The organism is Actinoallomurus sp. NPDC052308, assembly GCF_040679195.1.
Taxonomy (GTDB): Bacteria; Actinomycetota; Actinomycetes; order Streptosporangiales; family Streptosporangiaceae; genus Actinoallomurus; species Actinoallomurus liliacearum.
In genome coordinates this window covers 15,272-33,611 of record NZ_JBFAUM010000016.1, presented here as the reverse complement: position 1 = coordinate 33,611, position 18,340 = coordinate 15,272, and the positions used below count along the sequence as shown (strand labels likewise).

Here is an 18,340-nt window from a genome sequence, read left to right as displayed (position 1 = left end):
AGGAATCCCCCATGATCCGCATTGTCCGTGGCGCCGCCCTCGGCGTGACCGTCGCCCTAGCGCTCGCCGCCTGCGGAGGCGGCAGCGGTGGCAAGAGCGGTGGTAATCCCCTCGATCAGAAGTCCGGCGGCAGCGGCGGCGCGGGGAGCGTCGTCGTCGGCTCGGCCAACTTCCCCGAGAGCCAGTTGATCGGCGAGCTGTACGCCCAGGCGCTGGAGGCCAAGGGCGTCAAGGTCACCAAGAAGTTCAACATCGGCAGCCGCGAGATCTACTTCGACCAGGTCAAGTCCGGCGGCATCACCGTGATGCCGGAGTACAACGGCGCGCTGCTGACCACGTCGGTCGACAAGGCCAGCAAGGCCGTGACGACCGACCAGGTGAACTCCGAGCTCAAGGCGAAGCTGCCCGCGACGCTGGAGGTGCTCGACTCCTCCAAGGCCGAGGACAAGGACTCGGTGACGGTCAACTCCCAGACCGCGGCCAAGTACCACCTGAAGTCGATCGCCGACCTCAAGTCGGTGGCCGGGCAGCTCACGATCGGCGGGCCGTCGGAGTTCAAGACCCGGCAGCAGGGCCTCGTCGGGCTGGAGAGCAAGTACGGCCTGAAGTTCAAGAAGTTCCAGCCGTTCGACGCCAATGCCCAGACGACGCTGGTCAAGCTGCTGAAGAACGACAGCATCCAGGCCGCCGACCTGTTCACCACCGACCCGACGATCACGGCCAACAAGTTCGTCGTGTTGGAGGACCCACAGAGCGTCTTCAGCGCGCAGAACGTCACGCCGCTGGTCTACAAGTCCGGCCTGAACGAGACCGGCGTGGCCGCGCTGAACGCCGTCTCGGCCAAGCTCACCACCAACGACCTCCTCGCCATGATGACCAAGGTCGTCAGCGACAAGGAGGACGCGAGCACCGTCGCCAAGGACTGGCTGAAGCAGGCCGGCCTCGGCGGCTGACCCGGCAATGCGGCCCCTCGGCGATCGCCGAGGGGCCGCGCCAGGGCGAAAGGACGCCAAGGTGAGCGCACGGGAACAGGCGCAGTGGACCAGGACGAGGCTCGGCCGGGGCGGGCCCCGGCTCGACCTGCTCACCGCCCGCTTTGACAAGCACGTCTACGCCCCGCACGCGCACGAGGAGTTCACCATCGGCGTCTGCGTCGGCGGTGTGGAGTCCATCGACTACCGCGGCGGCCGCATCCGTACGGGCCCGGGCTCCATCATCGTTCTGGAGCCCGGCGAGATGCACACCGGCGGCCCCGCCACACCCATCGCCGGCTACGCCTACCTCGCTCTGTACGCCGATCCCACCCTGGTCACCGACGGCACCCGCGGCGGCCTTCCGCACTTTCGCGAGCCGCTCCTCGATGACCCCGAGCTCGCCAAGGCCCTGCGCGCCGCGCACATCGACATCGTCCGCCGCCCCGACCCCCTGGAGGCGGAGTGCCGCCTCCCCTGGCTGCTGACCGCGCTCGCCCGCCGACACTCCACCGCCCGCCCGGCGAGCGACACGGTCCCGGGCGCCACCCGGATCGCCCACACCGTCCGCGACCGCCTGGCCGACGACCTCACCACCCCGCCCTCGCTCACCAGTCTCGCCGCCGAGCTGGGCCTTTCTCGCTACCAGCTCCTGCGCGCCTTCCGTACGGCGATGGGGGTACCGCCGTACGCGTGGCTCGCCCAGTATCGGGTGGCCAGGGCCCGCGCACTCCTGGAGTCGGGACTGCGCCCCGCCGAGGTGGCCGCACTCGTCGGCTTCGCCGATCAGGCGCACCTCACCCGGTGGTTCCGGCGGGTGCTGGGGGTGACACCGGCGGCGTATCGCGCCAGCGTGGCAAGGGCGGCCTGACGCCACCGGACACGCCCCGGGCGCAACAGCGTTCAAGACGGCGCCCGCCGGCCTGGCCGATACTCGCGGCATGACTGCACGCGGTTGGTTCCTCTTCTCCCTGATGGGAGTCGTCTGGGGCATCCCTTATCTGATGATCAAGGTGGCGGTGGACGCGGTGTCGCCGTCCACGGTGGTGTTCACGCGCTGCGCGCTCGGCGCCGTATTGCTGTTGCCCTTCGCGCTGCGGCAGGGCGGCCTCGCCCGCACCGCACGGGCGCACTGGCGTCCCCTGCTGGCCTTCGCGTGCGTCGAGATCATCGTCCCCTGGTTCACCCTCAGCGACGCCGAGCGGCACCTGTCCAGCTCCACGGCGGGCCTGCTGATCGCGGGCGTGCCGATCGTCGGAGTCGTCGCGGCCCGTTTCTTCGGCGACACGGACCGGCTCGGGCCCCGGCGGGCGGCCGGCCTGACGGTGGGCCTCGCGGGCGTCGCGGTCCTCACAGCACCACACCTGACCGGCGGTGACGCCCGCTCGCTGGCCGAGGTGCTGCTGACCGTGCTGGGGTACGCCACGGCCCCGCTGATCGCCGCCCGCCACCTGAAGCGCGTCTCCTCGCTCCAGCTCACGGCCGCCTGCCTGACCCTGGCCGCCGTGGTCTACGCGCCCGCGGCCGCCGTCACCCGTCCGTCCGCCATGCCGTCCGCCGAGGTCCTGGCCGCCCTCGCAGGTCTCGGCGTCGTATGCACCGCGGTCGCCTTCGTGGCCTTTCTGGAGCTGATCAAGGAGGCGGGTCCCGCCCGCGCCACCGTCATCACGTACGTCAACCCGGCGGTCGCGGTGGCGGCCGGGGCGTTGTTCCTGGGCGAACCGCTGACGCCCGGGATCGTCACCGCCTTCACCCTGATCCTGGCCGGTTCGGTCCTGGCGACGGCGGGTCCCGTCGCCGCCGGAAAGCCGGGCGAAGGTTCCGGTGCGGTCCGTCGGACCGACGCGTCGCGTACGCCTGATGCGTCGCGCCCGCCCGAGGCCTTGGCCGGCATGGCGGACGAGCCCAGCTGACGGCCGCGTCGAGCCCCCGGGGGTCACATCTCGCGCAGCCGGTCGCGGAGCGTCCGCGCGACCCGGCCCATCAGCGCCTCGGCCTCGGGCTGGTGCAGAGCCGGCACCCGCGACTCGGTGAACGCGGCGACCCCGAAGACGCGACCGTCGGCGTGCTCGACCACCCCCACCTCGTGACGGAGGTTGAGGAGCGTGCCGGTCTTGGACGACCAGCGGGCCGCGTCGGACCGGAAGTCCGATGCGAGGCGCTGCCGCATCAGGTTGTCGCCCATGAGCTCCCGGACCCGCGCGGCGACGTCCGCGTCGATCTTCGACGGCGTCCAGAGCGCCTGCAGCAGGTCGAGGTACGCCCGCGCGGACCCGGAGTTGGCGAGGGTCACGTCGAGCTGCCGGATCCGGTGCCCCCGCCCCGTCGTGCCCGCCTCGATCGCCAGGACGTGGGCGAAGTGCACGTCCTCCGGCGGGAGCAGTTCGGCCAGCGTCCCGGTCAGCTCCCGGATCGTGTGCCGTACCGTGACGCCGCGCACGCCCAGGTCCTGGAGGATCGCGGCGACCTCGGCCGGCGGGGTCAGCGCGAACAGCGCGTCCGTCGCGGCGTTGTCGCTGACGGCCATGCCGAGGTAGAGCAGGTCGTCGACGGCCACCCGGGTGGGGTGCCGGAAGCGGCTCAGCCCGTTCGGCCCCGGAGACGCCACGCCCGGCTCGATCAGGATCCGCTCGGAGCCGTCGAGCTCTCCCCGTCGTACGCGCTCGAGCGTGGCGACGGCCAGCGGGATCTTCACGAGGGAGGCGACCGGGAACTCCAGGTCCGGGTCGATGCCGAGCTCGTCGCCGGAGTGCAGGTCCCGGACCAGGAACGACCCGCTCAGCCCGCCGTCGTGCAGCGTCCGCCGCAGGTCCCGGATCATCCCCTCGACGCTCGTCACCGTGCCGGTCCTTCCTCGGGTTCGGGCTCGTCGGCGCCCAGGCAACGGGCGATCTGCGCGCGCAGCCGGGTGCGGAGGCGCTCCGCGTCGTCGCCGATGGCCGCGGCGACGTCGAAGCCGCGCGCCACCCGGACCTCACCGATCGGGCACCAGCGCAGCCCGAGCTCCTCGGCCTGGTGCGGCGAGCACAGGAGGAGATCTTCCGACGCCACCACCTCCGCCGTCGCGGCGACGAGAGTACTCGCGACGGCGACCTGCGCGGGCTGCAGGCCGACCGCGTCGCGGACCCGGAAGACGCGGTCCCGGATGTGCGGCACATCGTCCTCCGGCTGGATCCAGATGCGACGCCGCCCCGATTCCAGGCCGGCCCGCCCCGCCCGGAGGGTCTCCAGGTAGACGGTCCGTACGGCGGGAGCCGAGACACCGGCCAGCCCGAGGCGCACCGTCCAGGTGCCGTCGTCCGGCGGCACGGCCGTCAGGGCGGCGCGGACCTCCCTGGACCGGACGAGCTCGGCGCGTTCGCCGGGTGGGGCCGGATGGAAGTCCAGGTAGACGCCCTTGCTGCGCGCCTCGGCGGCGAGCAGGGCCAGGTCGCGGACGGAGCAGACGTCCGGAACGGCGAGACGCAGGGGACTGAGCCTGGCGCGTTCGGCCTCGTCCTCCATCGCCTCCGCCAGGCGGACCAGGCGCTTGGCCGAGGGCAGCATGTCGCGGCCGAAGCGCGTGAGCGTGACGTGGCGGGACGACCGGTCCAGCAGGCGCTCGCCGAGATGCTTCTCGAGGGCGGCGATCCGGCGGCTCGCCACCGACTGGGGGACTCGCGTCGCGGCCGCCCCTTCGGTGAAACTGCCGTGCTCGCTCACGTTGACGAAGGCTCGCCACGCCCCGAGGAGATCCATGAGCAGAGCCTATGCCGTTCAAGCATTGATACGCCGGTTTTCGTCTTTGACGGCATACGACGACCCTCGGAAGACTCCCGACCATGACGAACGCACGACAGGAGAAGCGGTCCATGCGCCTCCGGACTCCGCTCGCGGCGCTCGCCGCCATCGCGCTGGTCCCGCTGACGGGGTGCGGCGCGGCCGACGACGCGGGGGCCGTGTCCGCCAAGGCGCCCGCCGCGACGAAGCCCGCGGCGCAGCGGAACGACCAGGCGTTCCAGAACCTGGAGAAGCAGTACGACGCCCGGCTCGGCGTCTGGGCGCTCGACACGGGCACGGGGAAGGTCGTCGCCTGGCGCGCCGACGAACGGTTCGCCTACGCGTCCACGTCCAAGGTCCCCCTCGCGGGCACCGTCCTGCGCCAGGACTCGATCAAGCGGCTGGACCATGTGGTCAAGTACACGAAGGCCGACCTCGTCGCCAATTCCCCCGAGACCGAGAAGCACGTCGACACGGGAATGACCATCCGCGAGCTGTGCGACGCCGCGCTCCGGTTCAGCGACAACACGGCCGCGAACCTGCTGTTCCGCGAGATCGGCGGGCCGAGCGGTCTCAGTGCCGCCCTGCGGCGGATCGGGGACCACACCACCCACCCCGACCGCGTCGAGCCCGACCTCAACACCGCGATCCCGGGGGACGTCCGCGACACGAGCACGCCGCGGCAGTTCGGCACCGACCTGCGGGCGTACACGCTCGGCCACGTGCTGCCCCGGCCCAAGCGTGACCTGCTCATCGACTGGATGCGGCGCAACACCACGGGCGACAAGGTCATCCGCGCCGGCGTCCCGGCCGACTGGACCGTCGGGGACAAGACCGGGACCGCCGACTACGGAACGCGGAACGACATCGCCGTGGCCTGGCCGCCGCACCGGGCGCCGATCGTGATCGCGGTCCTGTCCACCCGCTCGACCAAGGACGCCGCCACGAACGACGACCTCGTCCGCGACGCCGCCAAGGTCGTGGTCGGCGACCTGACCTGACCGGCCGTCCCGAGACGTCCCGGGACGTCCGCGGTTGCGCGGTCAGAAGAAGCCGACCACCCGGCGGATGCGACCGTCGGCGAACTCGATCACGTCGTATCCCGTGCCCACCGCCTCGTCCGTCCCCGCCGGGCCGAGCCGCCAGGTGAACAGCGCGGTGTCGTGGTGGGCGCCGATGATCTCGCCCAGACCGAACACGAGGTCGCCGAACTTCTCGTGCGCCGTGCCGATCGCGGCGGAGAGCGCGGCGTGGCCCTCGATGCCGGCGTAGTCCGGGTCCGAGTAGACGGAGTCCTCCGTCATGACCTCCTTGATGATCGCGTTCCGGCGGGCCTCGTCCCGCTCGTTCCAGATGCCGAGGTACTGGGTGATGAGCCGGTTGACGTCGCTCATGAGCCGATTCCTTCCAGGGTTCCAACAGTGGGGGTGTCCTGCGGCGCGGGGGCCGAGGGACGCTTGAGGATGAGGGCGACGAGGCCGCCGGCGACCGTGACGGCGGCCGCCGCCCAGCCGGCCGCATGCAGGCCGTCGAGCAAACGGGCCGGCGCCGGGTTCGCGGGGAGGCCCGCGTTCGCCACGGCGACGAAGGCCGCGAGGCCCATGGCCCCGCCGATCTCCTTGGCGGTGGTGGCGAGCCCGGACGCGACGCCCTGCTCGGCCGGTGCCACGCCCGAACCGGCGGCGACGAACACCGCGACGAACGCGACGCCGCCGAAGAAGCCCCAGACAACACTTCCGGGGAGCAGTGTCCAGAAGGTCCCGTGCGCCGAGAAGCCGGCGACGAGGGCGCCGATCCCCACGCCGGCCCCGAGCATGCCGACGCAGAGCGTGGTGCGGAAGCCCCATCGGCCGAGCATCATCGGCGCCGCCTTCAGCGCCGCGCCCATGCAGACGAGCGTGAGGGGCAGGAAGGCCAGGCCCGCCTGCAGCGCGCTGTAGCCGAGGACCGGCTGCAGGTAGGTGGTGAGCACGTAGTACCCGCCGCCCAGCGTCGCCTGGAAGACGGCGATCACCACCATCGTCGTCGCGAGCCCGCGGTTGCGCAGCAGCCGCAGCGGGACGAGGGGGTCGGGGGTGCGCCACTCGACGACCAGCAGCAGCGCCAGCAGCACCGCGCCCGCCACGAGCGCGCCCGCGCCACGGAGTGAGGCCCATCCCGCCTCCGGGCCGCTCGCCAGGCCGAGCACCAGGAGGGCCGACCCGGCGGTGGCCAACAGCGCTCCCGGCACGTCGAAGGGCGACCGGCCCGCCCGGCGCGGCGGATCCGCCGAAAGCAGCCGGCGCCCGGCCAGCGCCGCGCCCAGGGCCAGCGGCACGTTGACGAAGAAGACCCACTCCCAGCCCAGGTAGTTGGTGAGGACGCCGCCGAGCAGCGATCCCGCCGCCAGGCCCGCGCTGCCCGCCATGCCCCAGGCGCCCATGGCGCGGTTCCGCTCCGGTCCCTCCGGGAAACCGGTGAAGATCAGCGCCAGCGTCGCGGGGGTCAGCAGGGCGCCGCCGACTCCCTGGACGGCACGCGCGCCGATGAGCACTCCGGGGCTGGAGGCGAGACCCCCGGCGAGGGAGGCCAGTCCGTAGAGCGCGAGGCCCAGCGTGAACATCCGCCGGGCGCCGAGCCGGTCGACCGCGCGGCCCCCGAAGAGCAGCAGGCCGCCCAGCCCGACGGCGTAGGCGCTGACCACCCACTGCACGGACTGGGCGGTGAAGCCGAGCGCCCGGCCGACGTCCGGCAGGGCGACGTACACGATGTTGTAGTCCAAAGCCACGATGAGCTGGGTGAATGCCAGCAGGGCCAGCCGGAGGCCGGCCCGGTGACGGGACGTTTCCACGATCACGCTCCCTATTCGCCGTCCAATTACTACACGGCGTTCAAACTTGCCACGCCGAACAGTAGTGCAACGCTGTAGACTGTCAACCGTGGGAGAGCAGACGATCAGCCGGCGGGCCCGGCTCCGCGCCGAGACGACCAGGGAGATCAAGGAGATCGCGCTTCGGCTGATGGCGGACGGCGGGCCGGACGCCATCGCGCTGCGGGCCATCGCCCGCGAGATGGGCATGACCGCGGGGGCGATCTACAGCTACTTCCCGACCCGCGACGACCTGATCACCACGCTCATCACCGACGTCTACACGGACCTGGTCGACCGGGCGGAGGCCGCCCGCGACACCGTGCCGGAGACCGATCCGGGGGGCCGCGTCATCGCCTGGGCCCAGGCCGTACGCGCGTGGGCGCTGGCCAACCCCGAGGGATTCCGGCTCATCTACGGCGATCCGGTTCCGGGCTATCAGGCACCCGAGGGCGGCGCGGCGAGCGAGGCCGAACACCGCGCCTGTGCCGGGCTGACCGGACTGGTGGCCGCGGCCTGGCCGCGCGCCGGGGCACTGCACGACGGCGACTACCGATGGGCGGACTTCGACCCGGGCCTGGTCGCCCAGGTCCAGGAGGAGTTCCCCGGCCTGCCCCCCGCCGTGGTCGCGCTGGCGCTCCGGGTCTGGGGTCGCATGCACGGCCTGGTCGCCCTGGAGATCTACGGCCACCTGAGCCCGCTCGCCAACGACCCGGCGGCCATCTACCGCGCCGAGATGCGCGACCTCGTCCGCTCCCTCGGCCTCTGATGACATCAGTGCCCCGGATCTCCGAGGCTGGAGCAACGGAAATCCGGGGCGGTGAGACCGGCCGGCGTCAGCCCTTGACCGTCAGCAGGGGGCGGAGCTCGACGACGGGGTCGGCGACGCCCGCCCGGCCCAGACTGGAGACGACCGGGCCGACGTCCTTGTAGACCCAGGGCGCCTCCTGCTTGAGGTCGCGGCGCCACGCGGCCATCACGTCCGACCGGTGGGTGACGGACGGGTCGCGGTGGTCGAGCGGCGTCACGACCCGGAACTCGCGCAGGAAGGCGTCCAGCTCGGCGTCGTTCCCGCGCGAGGCGGCGCCGCGCGGAACGCGCCGGCCCGCGCCGTGGCAGGCGCTCGCCAGCGTCCGGGGATTCCCGCGCCCGCGCAGGACGTGGCTGGCGGCGCCCATCGAGCCGGGCACGATGACGGGCTCTCCCCACAGGGCGTACGGTCCGCCGGCCGCCTCGGCGTACCCGCCGGCCGGCGTGGCGCCCTTCCGGTGCACGACGTGGCCGTCCTCCTCCTGCCAGAGCAGGTTGTGCGGAGCGTCGTACACCACCTCGCCCGACAGCTCCCCGCACTCCGCGGCCAGCCCGGCCCGCATCATGAGCGCGAGGAAGAAGCGGTTGCCCACCGCGAAGTTCGCCGCGTTGCCGAACGCGTCGAGGTAACGCCGCCGGGCCGCCGCCGAGCGCTCGTCGAGCAGCAGCGGCAGGATCCCGTTGTCGGGCAGCGGCACGCCGTCCGGCCACATCGTCCTCGCCTGCTCCAGGCCCGTTCCGTTCGCCTGGTGCCCGAGCGAGAGCGAGCCGCTGTGCACCATCAGGACCACCTGGCCGACCGTGAAGCCCCAGGCGTACGCGGCCTGCCGGTCGTGCACGGCCGCGACGTACTGCAGCTCGGCGAAGTGGTTCCCGCCGCCGACACCGCCGATGATGCTGTCGTAGCTGGTGCCGCCGGCGCTCTCGATCCAGTCCCGGAACGCGTCCGCCGTCGTGGTCGGATACCGAGCGGCATGGAGCCGCCCGGGATCGGCGTCGCCGGGCCGGAGGGCCGACCACACCCCGTCGGCGGGCGGGTCACCGGCGTCCAGCAGGCCGGGCAGACCGTCCCGCAGCAGCGCCTCGCGCTGCACGCCGGACAGGGCGATCCGCCGGCCGCCCTCGAAGAACAGGTGCCGGAGCCGCCGCTCGATCGAGTCCAGGTGCGGGCGCACCCGGTCGACGGTCAGCGAGGTCGTCTCCAGCCGCATGCCGCAGTTGACGTCGTTGCCGACGGCCTGGGGGATCAGCGCGCCACGGGTCCGCAGCACGGTGCCGATCGGGATGCCCGCGCCCTTGTGCAGATCGGGGGTGAGCGCCACCCGGTCGATGGTCGCGCCGGGATGCCCGGTCGCGGCCGCGAGCCGCTCGAGCGTGTCGGCGGTCTCCAGCACGGTGAGGATCTCGTCGACCGCGCTGGACTCGATGGGCACGTCCGCTCCGGCGCAGACGTCGACGGGGATGCCCCACCGGTTCGGCAGGGTTAGCCAGTCCTCGTCGGCGCGGACGAGTCTGTGGTCGGTGGCGGAGACGGCGGTGGTCCGCCGCTTGGAGGTCGTCATGGGGCCTTCCTGGGGCTGCTGGTGAGAGGGCATGCGTGAATGGCGCCGCCATCCGTCGGTCGATGGCGCACGGGACGCCGCCGGAGGTGGTCCGGCGAGGTGCTCCCCGGGTTCAGCAGCCGCAGGGAAGACCCAGCGTAATGACAAAGGATGATCTCCGGGTCGAATTACGCGGAATGTGGGAGAGAAGGGCCCGGCATTCGCCGGGCCCTTCGGTTGGGGCGATCGTCCAGTAGCCGATCTGCCGATGCTGGTGGCTAGAGCACCAGACCCTGGGCGGTCAGCACCGTGCCCGCCAGGACCTTCACCGTGGCGGGGATGCAGCGCTCGTCCGGGTTGTACCCCCCCTGGTGCAGGTCGATTCCTTCAGCAGAATCCGGCGCTGCCGTACCCATCCACAGGTACGCGCCCGGGATCCGCATCTGGTAGTAGCCGAAGCTGTCGCCCCCCAGACTCGCGACATCGGGGACGATCGCGTTCTTCCCGAGGAGGAACGCGGCCGCGTCATGGAACGGCTGGACGCTCTCGGCGTCGTTCACCGAGGCCGGCATGCCGCGCAGGTACTCCACCTCCGCCTCGGCCTTGAACTTGCTGGCTTCGGCCGCCACCAAGTCCTTCACCAGCTCCGGTGCCTGCTCCCACGCCTCGTTGTCCCGGCAGCGGACGGATCCCTGGGCGGTGCCCGAGGCAGGAATCCTGTTGAACGCCTCTCCGGCGTGGATTTCTCCCCAGACGAGCGAGAGGCCGGCTTGCGGGGCGACCCGCCGCGACAGCGCCGCAGGCACCTCGGTCACGATCTTCGCGAGGGCGAACACCACGTCGGCGGTGAGCTGCGGCCGTGAGGTGTGCCCACCCGGTCCGGTGACGTTCACCACGACCTGGTCGCAAGCCGACGTCACCGCGCCGACGTAGGTGCCGAACGTGCCGACCGGAAGATGCGGCCAGCCATGGACCGTGTAGATCCGGTCGACCCCGTCGATACCGCCCTCCTCGATCACGTCGAGGGCGCCACACGGAATCATTTCCTCGGCGGGCTCGAAGATCAGCCGGACCCGCCCGGGCAGCAGCCCGCGCTTGTGGAGCTCTGCCAGGAACAGACCCGTCCCCAGCACGACGGCGATGTGAACGTCGTGCCCACAGGCGTGAGCCTTGCCGTCCACCTCCGATCGGTACTCGACGTCGTTCTCCTCCTGCACCGGCAGGGCGTCGAGTTCGGCCCGCAGTGCGATCACCGGAGCGTTCGTCTTGGGGCCGAATTCGCAGATCAGCCCGGTTCCGCAGCGCAGCATCCGCGGGTTGAGACCGGCCGCCTTCAGTCGCTTGAAGATCTGGCGGCTGGTCCGGACCTCCTCGCGTCCCAGCTCGGGGTGCCGGTGGAGGTCGCGCCGGAACGCGACCAGCTCCTCGCCCGAGGACTTGAGGTAGGTGTCGAGCCGGAGCCGCAGCGCGGCCCCATCGAGGCGGGTGATACCCCCCGACATTTCAAGGCCGGGCGAACGTTCGCCCGTGCCCGTGGTTTCGTACATGTCAATCTCCTGGTTTGTTCACATGGCGTCACGTTGATCGCCACGGACCAGGACTGTCCGGATGAATCTCCCCTTCGCAATCGACTCGGCAGGGCGGCACGGGCTGGTCGCCGACATAGGTCGGACGAGCCCGTCCCGATGGCGCAGCCGACGTGAGCGATGGCGACTGTGCTCAGCCCGGGGAGTGGCCGCCGAGACGGCGGGTGAGCTCAGCGGCGGCCTCGCGGACGCGGGCGGCGAGGTCCGGCCACTCCGTCTCGTCGCGCGACTCGCGGCGGAACGTCACGGCCAGCGCGGCGGCCGGGCGGCCGACGTGGTCGAAGCTGCACGCGGCGATGCTGGCGAAGCCCTCGGTCACGTGCCCGTCCTCGACCGCCCAGCCGCGCCGCGCGTCTTCGGCGAGCGTCCGCCGCAGCTCGCGCAGCGACCGCGGCCCGGCGCCGGTGCGGTTCACGAACTCGCCGGGGAACAGCGCCCGGACCTGGGCGGGCGGAAGGTGCGCCAGCATCGACCGGCCGCTCGCGGTGAGGTGCGCCGGGAGCCGTACGCCCACGTCGGTGACGAGCGTGGCGTGGTGCCGGGGCTGCTCCTTGAGCAGGTACAGCGTCTCGGCGCCGTGCAGCACGCCGAGCTGGCCGATCTCGCCGAGCCGGTCCACCAGGCGTACGAGGAGCGGGCGGGCGAGCCGTTCGAGCGGCCCCTGCCGCAGGTACGCCGAGCCGATCTCGAACGCCGTCACGCCCAGGCCCCACAGCCGGTCCTCCGGGAGGTAGGTGACGAAGCCGTCCTCGGCCATGGCGGTGAGCAGGTGGTACGTGCTCGACCTCGGCAGGGCGAGCTCGCGGGCGATGGTGGACGCGGCGAGCGGCCGGGCCGAGGACGCCAGCAGGCGCAGGACGGCCAGCGCGCGGCGCGCCGCGGGCACCTGTCCGGCCGCCATCCTCAACCCTCCTCCTACGGAGAAGTCTCGCATGTCAGACACGACCGCGGCCCCCCGGTCCCCGGCACACGGGCCGGTCGAGTCCAATGGGGGTATGGAAACGACGACTGGTGCGTGTGTCGACGTCGGGGTGGGGCCGCTCGCCTTCGACCAGGTCGTGGCCGTCGCCCGCCACGGCGCGCGGGTCGCGCTGACCGACGAGGCGCTCAAGGCGATCGCCGCCGCCCGGGCGCACGTCGACGAGCTCGCCGCCCGGCCGACGCCCGCGTACGGCATCTCCACCGGCTTCGGCGCGCTGGCCACCCGGCACATCCACGAGGACCTGCGGGCCCGGCTCCAGCTCAACATCGTCCGCTCGCACGCCGCCGGCTCCGGCGCGGAGGTGGAGCGCGAGGTCGTCCGGGCGATGATGCTGCTGCGGCTGAGCACGCTCGCCACCGGCCGTACCGGCGTGCGCCCCGTCACCGCCGAGACCCTCACCGCGCTCCTCAACGCCGGGATCACACCCGTCGTATACGAGTACGGCAGCCTCGGCTGCTCCGGTGACCTGGCGCCGCTCTCCCACGTCGCCCTCGCGCTGATCGGCGAGGGCGAGGTCCGCGACGCGGAAGGACGGCTGCGCCCCGCCGCCGAGGCGCTGGCCGAGGCCGGCATCGAACCGCTGAGCCTCGTCGCCAAGGAGGGCCTCGCCCTGCTCAACGGCACCGACGGCATGCTCGGCATGCTCGTGCTGGCCATCGAGGACCTCCGCGACGTCCTCAAGGCCGCCGACGTCGCCGCCGCGATGAGCGTCGAGGCGCAGCTCGGCACCGACCGGGTCTTCGCCGCCGACCTCCAGGAGCTGCGGCCGCACCCCGGCCAGGCCGTCAGCGCCGCCAACCTCCGGGCACTGCTCGCCGACTCGGCGATCATGGAGTCGCACCGCGGCCCGGACTGCACGCGCGTACAGGACGCGTACTCGCTGCGCTGCTCGCCGCAGGTGCACGGCGCCGCCCGCGACACCCTCGAATACGCCGCCCTCGTCGCCTCCCGCGAACTGGCCTCGGCGATCGACAACCCGGTCGTGCTGCCCGATGGGCGGGTCGAGTCGAACGGCAACTTCCACGGCGCGCCGGTCGCGTACGTCCTGGACTTCCTCGCCATCCCGGTCGCGGACGTCGCCTCGATCTCCGAACGCCGTACCGACCGGATGCTCGACCCCGCCCGGTCCCACGGGCTGCCGGCGTTCCTCGCCGACGACCCGGGCGTGGACTCCGGCCACATGATCGCGCAGTACACCCAGGCGGGCATCGTCTCGGAGCTGAAGCGGCTCGCGGTTCCGGCCAGCGCCGACTCGATCCCCAGCTCCGCGATGCAGGAGGATCACGTCTCGATGGGCTGGAGCGGGGCCCGCAAGCTGCGGCGGGCCGTCGACGGCCTGACCCGCGTCGTCGCCGTCGAGCTGCTGACCGCCGCCCGCGCGCTGGACCTGCGGGCGCCCCTGCGCCCCGGCCCCGCCACCGGCGCCGTCGTCGCCGCCCTGCGCACCCGGGTACCCGCCCCCGGCCCCGACCGCTACCTGGCGCCGGAGATCGCCGCCACCGTCGACCTGGTCCGCGACGGCTCCCTCGTCGCCGCCGCCGAAACCGTCACCGGCCCGCTGGCCTGAATAAGGAGACACACGATGGGTCCTCGTCCGGTCCGCGCGCCGCGCGGCACGACGCTGAGCGCCAAGGGCTGGCAGCAGGAGGCCGCCCTGCGCATGCTGATGAACAACCTCGACCCGGAGGTCGCCGAGCACCCCGACGAGCTGATCGTCTACGGCGGGTCCGGCCGCGCGGCGCGCTCGTGGGACGCGTTCGACGCGATGGTGCGCTCGCTGCGCTCCCTGGAGGCGGACGAGACGCTGCTCGTCCAGTCCGGCAAGCCGGTCGGCGTCATGCGCACCCACGAGTGGGCGCCGCGCGTCCTCATCGCGAACTCCAACCTCGTCCCGCAGTGGGCGACCTGGGAGGAGTTCCGGCGGCTCGAGGCGCTCGGGCTCACGATGTACGGCCAGATGACCGCCGGGTCGTGGATCTACATCGGCACGCAGGGCATCCTGCAGGGCACGTACGAGACGTTCGCGGCGGTGGCCGCCAAGCGGTTCGGCGGCTCGCTCGCCGGCACGATCACGCTCACCGCCGGGCTCGGCGGCATGGGCGGCGCGCAGCCGCTCGCCGTGACCATGAACGACGGCGTCGCGATCTGCGTCGAGTGCGACCCGTCGCGCATCGACCGCCGCGTCGAGCACCGGTACTGCGACGTGCGCGTCGACGACCTGGACGAGGCGCTGCGGCTGGCCGTGGAGGCCCGCGACGCACGGCGGCCACTGTCCATCGGCCTGCTCGGCAACGCCGCCGACATCGTGCCGCGGCTGCTGGAGATGGGCGCGCCGATCGACATCGTCACGGACCAGACCTCGGCGCACGACCCGCTGTCGTACCTGCCGCGCGGCGTCGCGTTCGAGGACATGGCCGACGAGCGGGCCAAGGACCCCGAGGGCTTCACCACCCGCGCCCGCGAGTCGATGGCCGCGCACGTCGAGGCGATGGTCGGCTTCCAGGACGCGGGCGCGGAGGTCTTCGACTACGGCAACTCGATCCGCGGTGAGGCGGAGCTCGCCGGGTACACCCGCGCGTTCGACTTCCCGGGTTTCGTCCCCGCCTACATCCGGCCGCTGTTCTGCGAGGGCAAGGGCCCGTTCCGCTGGGCGGCGCTGTCCGGGGACCCGAAGGACATCGCGCGTACGGACCAGGCGATCCTCGACCTGTTCCCGGAGAACGAGCAGCTCGCCCGCTGGATCAAGATGGCGGGGGAGAGGGTGCACTTCCAGGGCCTGCCCGCGCGGATCTGCTGGCTCGGCTACGGCGAACGCGACCGGGCCGGCCTGGAGTTCAACAAGCTCGTCGAGACCGGCGAGATCAGCGCGCCGATCGTGATCGGCCGCGACCACCTCGACTCCGGCAGCGTCGCCTCGCCTTACCGCGAGACCGAGGGCATGGCCGACGGCTCCGACGCGATCGCCGACTGGCCGCTGCTGAACGCCCTGGTCAACGCCTCCTCCGGCGCCTCCTGGGTGTCGATCCACCACGGCGGCGGCGTCGGCATCGGCCGGTCCATCCACGCCGGGCAGGTCTCGGTGGCCGACGGCACGCCGCTCGCGGCGCAGAAGCTGGAGCGGGTGCTGACCAACGACCCGGGCATGGGCGTCATCCGGCACGTCGACGCCGGCTACGACCGCGCCGCCGACGTCGCGGCCGAGCGCGGCGTCCGCGTCCCGATGAACGAGCAGTAGGACCGCGGCAGCAATCCCCGCCGCTCCGCCCGCCGCCGCGGGCGGAGCGGCGCCCGGCGTGAGGAGAGGCGATGGGCTACGAAGAGATGTGGCGGGACCTGCTCCCGATCGGGCGCGTCTCCGGCGGTGGTCACCGGCGGTTCTCCTGGACCCCCGCCGACCGGGAGTGCCGCGCCTGGTTCGCCGAGGAGGCGGGGCGCCGGGGGCTGACCGTGGAGGAGGACCGCAACGGCAACCTCTTCGCCTGGTGGGACGTTCCCGGCGAGCGCCGGGACGCCGTGCTGACCGGCAGTCACCTGGACTCGGTGCCGGACGGCGGCGCGTTCGACGGGCCGCTCGGCGTCGTCTCGTCGCTGGCCGCGATCGACCTGCTGCGTGAGCGCGGCGTGACCCCCGCCCGGCCGCTCGGCGTCGCCGTCTTCGCCGAGGAGGAGGGCGCACGGTTCGGCGTCGCCTGTCTGGGCTCCCGCCTGCTGACCGGCGCGATCGACCCCGTACGGGCCCGGGGCCTGCGCGACGGCGACGGCGTCACCTGGGCCGACGCGATGGCCGCCGACGGCCACGACCCGGAGGCGATCGGACCCGACCCCGATCTGCTGGCGGGCATCGGCTGCTTCGTCGAACTGCACGTCGAACAGGGCCGCGCCCTGGACGTGCCCGTCGGCGTCGCGAGCGCGATCTGGCCGCACGGCCGGTGGCGGTTCGACTTCACCGGCCAGGGCAACCACGCCGGCACCACGCTGCTACGGGACCGTCACGACCCGATGCTGCCGTTCGCGCAGACCGTGCTGGCCGCGCGCGACGCCGCCGCCCGGCACGAGGCGGTCGCGACCATGGGCAAGGTCCACGTCACCCCGAACGGCGTGAACGCCATCCCGTCGATCGTCCGGGCCTGGCTCGACACCCGGGCGCCCGACGACGCCGCGGTACGCGCGACGGTCGCGGAGATCCGCGCCGCCGCGGAGAAGGCCGCCGGTGAGCACGGCGTCGCGGTCGCGCTCGCCGAGGAGTCCTACACCCAGGTCGTCGACTTCCACCCCGACCTGCGCGACCGGCTCGCCACCACGCTCGGCGGCGCGCCCGTCCTGCCGACCGGCGCCGGGCACGACGCGGGCATCTTGTCGGCGCACGTTCCGACGGCGATGCTGTTCGTCCGGAACCCGACGGGCGTCTCGCACGCGCCGGAGGAGCACGCCGAGACCGGCGACTGCCTCACCGGCGTCGAGGCGCTCGCCACCGCCCTGGAGGACCTGCTGACCTCATGAAACTGCACGCCGAACACGCCTGGCTGGGCGACCGCGTCGCCGCCGACGTCCTCATCGAGATCGCCGGGGAGCGGTTCGTCCGGATCACCCCCGGCGTGCCGGCGCCCCCGGACGCCGAGCGCCTGCCCGGCCTGACGCTGCCCGGCATGGCCAACGTGCACTCCCACGCCTTCCACCGGGCCCTGCGCGGCCGGGTGCAGGCCGGCCGGGGCACGTTCTGGACCTGGCGCACCCACATGTACGAGGTCGCGGCCCGCCTCGACCCGGACTCCTACCTCGCGCTGGCCCGCGCCGTCTACGCCGAGATGGCGCTGGCCGGGATCAGCTGCGTCGGCGAGTTCCACTACGTCCACCACGGTCCGGGCGGCACCCCGTACGCCGATCCGAACGCCTTCGGCGAGGCGCTCCTGCAGGCCGCGCGCGAGGCCGGCATCCGGATCACCCTGCTCGACGCCTGCTACCTGACCGGCGGCATCGGCAAGGAGCTGGAGGGACCGCAGCTCCGGTTCGGCGACGGTACCGCGGACGCCTGGGCCGACCGGGTCTCGGAGCTGCGGGCGGACGGGCACGCCCGGATCGGCGCGGCCATCCACTCCGTACGCGCCGTCCCCGGCGACCAGATCCGGACCGTCGCCCAGTGGGCCCGGCAGCGCCGTGCCCCGCTGCACGTCCACCTGTCCGAGCAGCCCGCCGAGAACGAGGCGTGCCTCGAGACGTACGGCGTGACGCCGACCCGGCTGCTGGCCGACAAACGGGCGCTCGGCGGCCGGACCGTCGCCGTCCACGCCACTCACCTCACCGCCGAGGACATCGGCCTGCTCGGCGCCAGCCAGAGCGGCGTGTGCATGTGCCCGACCACCGAACGCGACCTGGCCGACGGCATCGGCCCCGCCCGCGACCTGGTCGCCGCCGGGTCGCCGCTCTCGCTCGGCTCGGACCAGCACGCGGTGATCGACCTGTTCGAGGAGGCGCGCGCCGTCGAACTCGACGAGCGGCTCCGCACCCGCAAGCGCGGCCACTGGACCGCCGGGGAGCTCCTGGCCGCCGCGACGTGCAACGGCCACTCGGCACTCGGCTGGCCGGAGGCGGGCCGCATCGAACCGGGATCGTACGCCGACCTGGTCACCGTGAACCTGGACTCCGTACGGCTCGCCGGCGCCGCCCCGGGCCACCTCGCCGAGTCGGCCGTCTTCGCCGCGTCACCCGCCGACGTCCGCCACGTCATGATCTCCGGCAACCGGATCGTCCGCGACGGCCGCCACCTGCTCATCGACGACGTCCCCACCGCCCTGTCCGACGCGATCCGCGCCCTGACCGACTGAGTTCGCTCGAATCGCGCTGGC

Annotated in this window: 16 protein-coding genes; 9 read left to right on the top strand and 7 right to left on the bottom strand. The window is 72.9% G+C overall.

The features are described from left to right. Positions 1-11: 11 nt before the first annotated feature. The 3 genes from AB0L00_RS29845 (at position 12) to AB0L00_RS29835 (ending at position 2,884) form a co-directional block, all read left to right on the top strand. Entirely contained in the window at positions 12-953 is a 942-nt protein-coding gene (locus AB0L00_RS29845) for an ABC transporter substrate-binding protein (protein ID WP_364440407.1), read from the top strand. A gap of 61 nt (positions 954-1,014) precedes the next feature. Further along, positions 1,015-1,842, top strand: a complete 828-nt coding sequence (locus AB0L00_RS29840; protein WP_364440406.1) for an AraC family transcriptional regulator — start codon at positions 1,015-1,017, stop codon at positions 1,840-1,842. Positions 1,843-1,912: 70 nt separating this feature from the next. After that, positions 1,913-2,884: an EamA family transporter gene (locus AB0L00_RS29835; RefSeq protein ID WP_364440405.1), complete on the top strand. Its 972-nt coding sequence runs from the start codon at positions 1,913-1,915 to the stop codon at positions 2,882-2,884. A gap of 23 nt (positions 2,885-2,907) precedes the next feature. On the opposite strand, the gene AB0L00_RS29830 is transcribed toward AB0L00_RS29835, so the two are convergent. Further along, positions 2,908-3,792: a serine hydrolase gene (locus tag AB0L00_RS29830; protein ID WP_364440530.1), complete on the bottom strand. Its 885-nt coding sequence runs from the start codon at positions 3,790-3,792 to the stop codon at positions 2,908-2,910. A 14-nt stretch (positions 3,793-3,806) separates the two neighbouring features. Further along, the gene (locus AB0L00_RS29825; RefSeq protein WP_364440404.1) at positions 3,807-4,709 is read right to left on the bottom strand and encodes a LysR family transcriptional regulator; all 903 of its coding nucleotides are present in this window, start codon (positions 4,707-4,709) and stop codon (positions 3,807-3,809) included. A gap of 83 nt (positions 4,710-4,792) precedes the next feature. Here AB0L00_RS29825 and bla point away from each other — a divergent pair, with 83 nt between their 5' ends. Beyond that, on the top strand, positions 4,793-5,731 hold the full coding sequence (gene bla / locus AB0L00_RS29820; protein WP_364440403.1) for a class A beta-lactamase: 939 nt from the start codon (positions 4,793-4,795) through the stop codon (positions 5,729-5,731). Positions 5,732-5,773: 42 nt separating this feature from the next. Here bla and AB0L00_RS29815 read toward each other — a convergent pair whose 3' ends face one another. Continuing rightward, positions 5,774-6,124, bottom strand: coding sequence for a nuclear transport factor 2 family protein (locus tag AB0L00_RS29815; protein ID WP_364440402.1), 351 nt, complete (start codon positions 6,122-6,124; stop codon positions 5,774-5,776). Next, positions 6,121-7,560 (bottom strand): MFS transporter, encoded by a 1,440-nt coding sequence (locus tag AB0L00_RS29810; RefSeq protein ID WP_364440401.1) that lies wholly within the window; start codon positions 7,558-7,560, stop codon positions 6,121-6,123. Before AB0L00_RS29810 ends, AB0L00_RS29815 begins: the two co-directional genes overlap by 4 nt. Positions 7,561-7,648: 88 nt before the next feature. Between AB0L00_RS29810 and AB0L00_RS29805 the strand changes: the two genes are divergently transcribed. Next, positions 7,649-8,347 carry a TetR/AcrR family transcriptional regulator gene (locus AB0L00_RS29805; protein WP_364440400.1) on the top strand — a complete coding sequence of 233 codons (699 nt, stop codon included), beginning with the start codon at positions 7,649-7,651 and terminating at the stop codon, positions 8,345-8,347. A 67-nt stretch (positions 8,348-8,414) separates the two neighbouring features. On the opposite strand, the gene AB0L00_RS29800 is transcribed toward AB0L00_RS29805, so the two are convergent. The 3 genes from AB0L00_RS29800 to AB0L00_RS29790 all read right to left on the bottom strand — a co-directional run bounded on the left by AB0L00_RS29800 (position 8,415) and on the right by AB0L00_RS29790 (position 12,416). After that, complete coding sequence (locus tag AB0L00_RS29800) at positions 8,415-9,950, bottom strand: RtcB family protein (RefSeq protein ID WP_364440399.1); 1,536 nt, start codon at positions 9,948-9,950, stop codon at positions 8,415-8,417. 257 nt (positions 9,951-10,207) lie between these two features. Continuing rightward, on the bottom strand, positions 10,208-11,476 hold the full coding sequence (locus AB0L00_RS29795) for an amidohydrolase (RefSeq protein ID WP_364440398.1): 1,269 nt from the start codon (positions 11,474-11,476) through the stop codon (positions 10,208-10,210). Between the two features lie 172 nt (positions 11,477-11,648). After that, the gene (locus AB0L00_RS29790; protein WP_364440397.1) at positions 11,649-12,416 is read right to left on the bottom strand and encodes an IclR family transcriptional regulator; all 768 of its coding nucleotides are present in this window, start codon (positions 12,414-12,416) and stop codon (positions 11,649-11,651) included. A 94-nt stretch (positions 12,417-12,510) separates the two neighbouring features. Between AB0L00_RS29790 and hutH the strand changes: the two genes are divergently transcribed. From hutH to AB0L00_RS29770, 4 genes are all read left to right on the top strand, one after another. Continuing rightward, positions 12,511-14,064 carry a histidine ammonia-lyase gene (gene hutH / locus AB0L00_RS29785; RefSeq protein ID WP_364440396.1) on the top strand — a complete coding sequence of 518 codons (1,554 nt, stop codon included), beginning with the start codon at positions 12,511-12,513 and terminating at the stop codon, positions 14,062-14,064. Between the two features lie 15 nt (positions 14,065-14,079). Beyond that, positions 14,080-15,732 carry a urocanate hydratase gene (hutU, locus tag AB0L00_RS29780; protein WP_364440395.1) on the top strand — a complete coding sequence of 551 codons (1,653 nt, stop codon included), beginning with the start codon at positions 14,080-14,082 and terminating at the stop codon, positions 15,730-15,732. 71 nt (positions 15,733-15,803) lie between these two features. Continuing rightward, on the top strand, positions 15,804-16,997 hold the full coding sequence (locus tag AB0L00_RS29775; protein WP_364440394.1) for an allantoate amidohydrolase: 1,194 nt from the start codon (positions 15,804-15,806) through the stop codon (positions 16,995-16,997). Then, a complete protein-coding gene (locus AB0L00_RS29770; RefSeq protein WP_364440393.1) occupies positions 16,994-18,319 on the top strand; it encodes a formimidoylglutamate deiminase in 1,326 nt (441 codons plus the stop codon). The genes AB0L00_RS29775 and AB0L00_RS29770 overlap by 4 nt, the downstream gene beginning before the upstream one ends. The last annotated feature ends 21 nt before the right edge of the window (positions 18,320-18,340 follow it).

Coding starts and splice junctions, on each gene's coding strand:
- AB0L00_RS29845 (WP_364440407.1), top strand. CDS start 12: ATGATCCGCATTGTCCGTGGCGCCGCCCTCGGCGTGACCGTCGCCCTA.
- AB0L00_RS29830 (WP_364440530.1), bottom strand. CDS start 3,792: ATGATCCGGGACCTGCGGCGGACGCTGCACGACGGCGGGCTGAGCGGG.
- hutU (WP_364440395.1), top strand. CDS start 14,080: ATGGGTCCTCGTCCGGTCCGCGCGCCGCGCGGCACGACGCTGAGCGCC.
- AB0L00_RS29770 (WP_364440393.1), top strand. CDS start 16,994: ATGAAACTGCACGCCGAACACGCCTGGCTGGGCGACCGCGTCGCCGCC.
- AB0L00_RS29835 (WP_364440405.1), top strand. CDS start 1,913: ATGACTGCACGCGGTTGGTTCCTCTTCTCCCTGATGGGAGTCGTCTGG.
- bla (WP_364440403.1), top strand. CDS start 4,793: ATGACGAACGCACGACAGGAGAAGCGGTCCATGCGCCTCCGGACTCCG.
- AB0L00_RS29815 (WP_364440402.1), bottom strand. CDS start 6,124: ATGAGCGACGTCAACCGGCTCATCACCCAGTACCTCGGCATCTGGAAC.
- hutH (WP_364440396.1), top strand. CDS start 12,511: ATGGAAACGACGACTGGTGCGTGTGTCGACGTCGGGGTGGGGCCGCTC.
- AB0L00_RS29775 (WP_364440394.1), top strand. CDS start 15,804: ATGGGCTACGAAGAGATGTGGCGGGACCTGCTCCCGATCGGGCGCGTC.
- AB0L00_RS29825 (WP_364440404.1), bottom strand. CDS start 4,709: ATGGATCTCCTCGGGGCGTGGCGAGCCTTCGTCAACGTGAGCGAGCAC.
- AB0L00_RS29795 (WP_364440398.1), bottom strand. CDS start 11,476: ATGTACGAAACCACGGGCACGGGCGAACGTTCGCCCGGCCTTGAAATG.
- AB0L00_RS29800 (WP_364440399.1), bottom strand. CDS start 9,950: ATGACGACCTCCAAGCGGCGGACCACCGCCGTCTCCGCCACCGACCAC.
- AB0L00_RS29790 (WP_364440397.1), bottom strand. CDS start 12,416: ATGGCGGCCGGACAGGTGCCCGCGGCGCGCCGCGCGCTGGCCGTCCTG.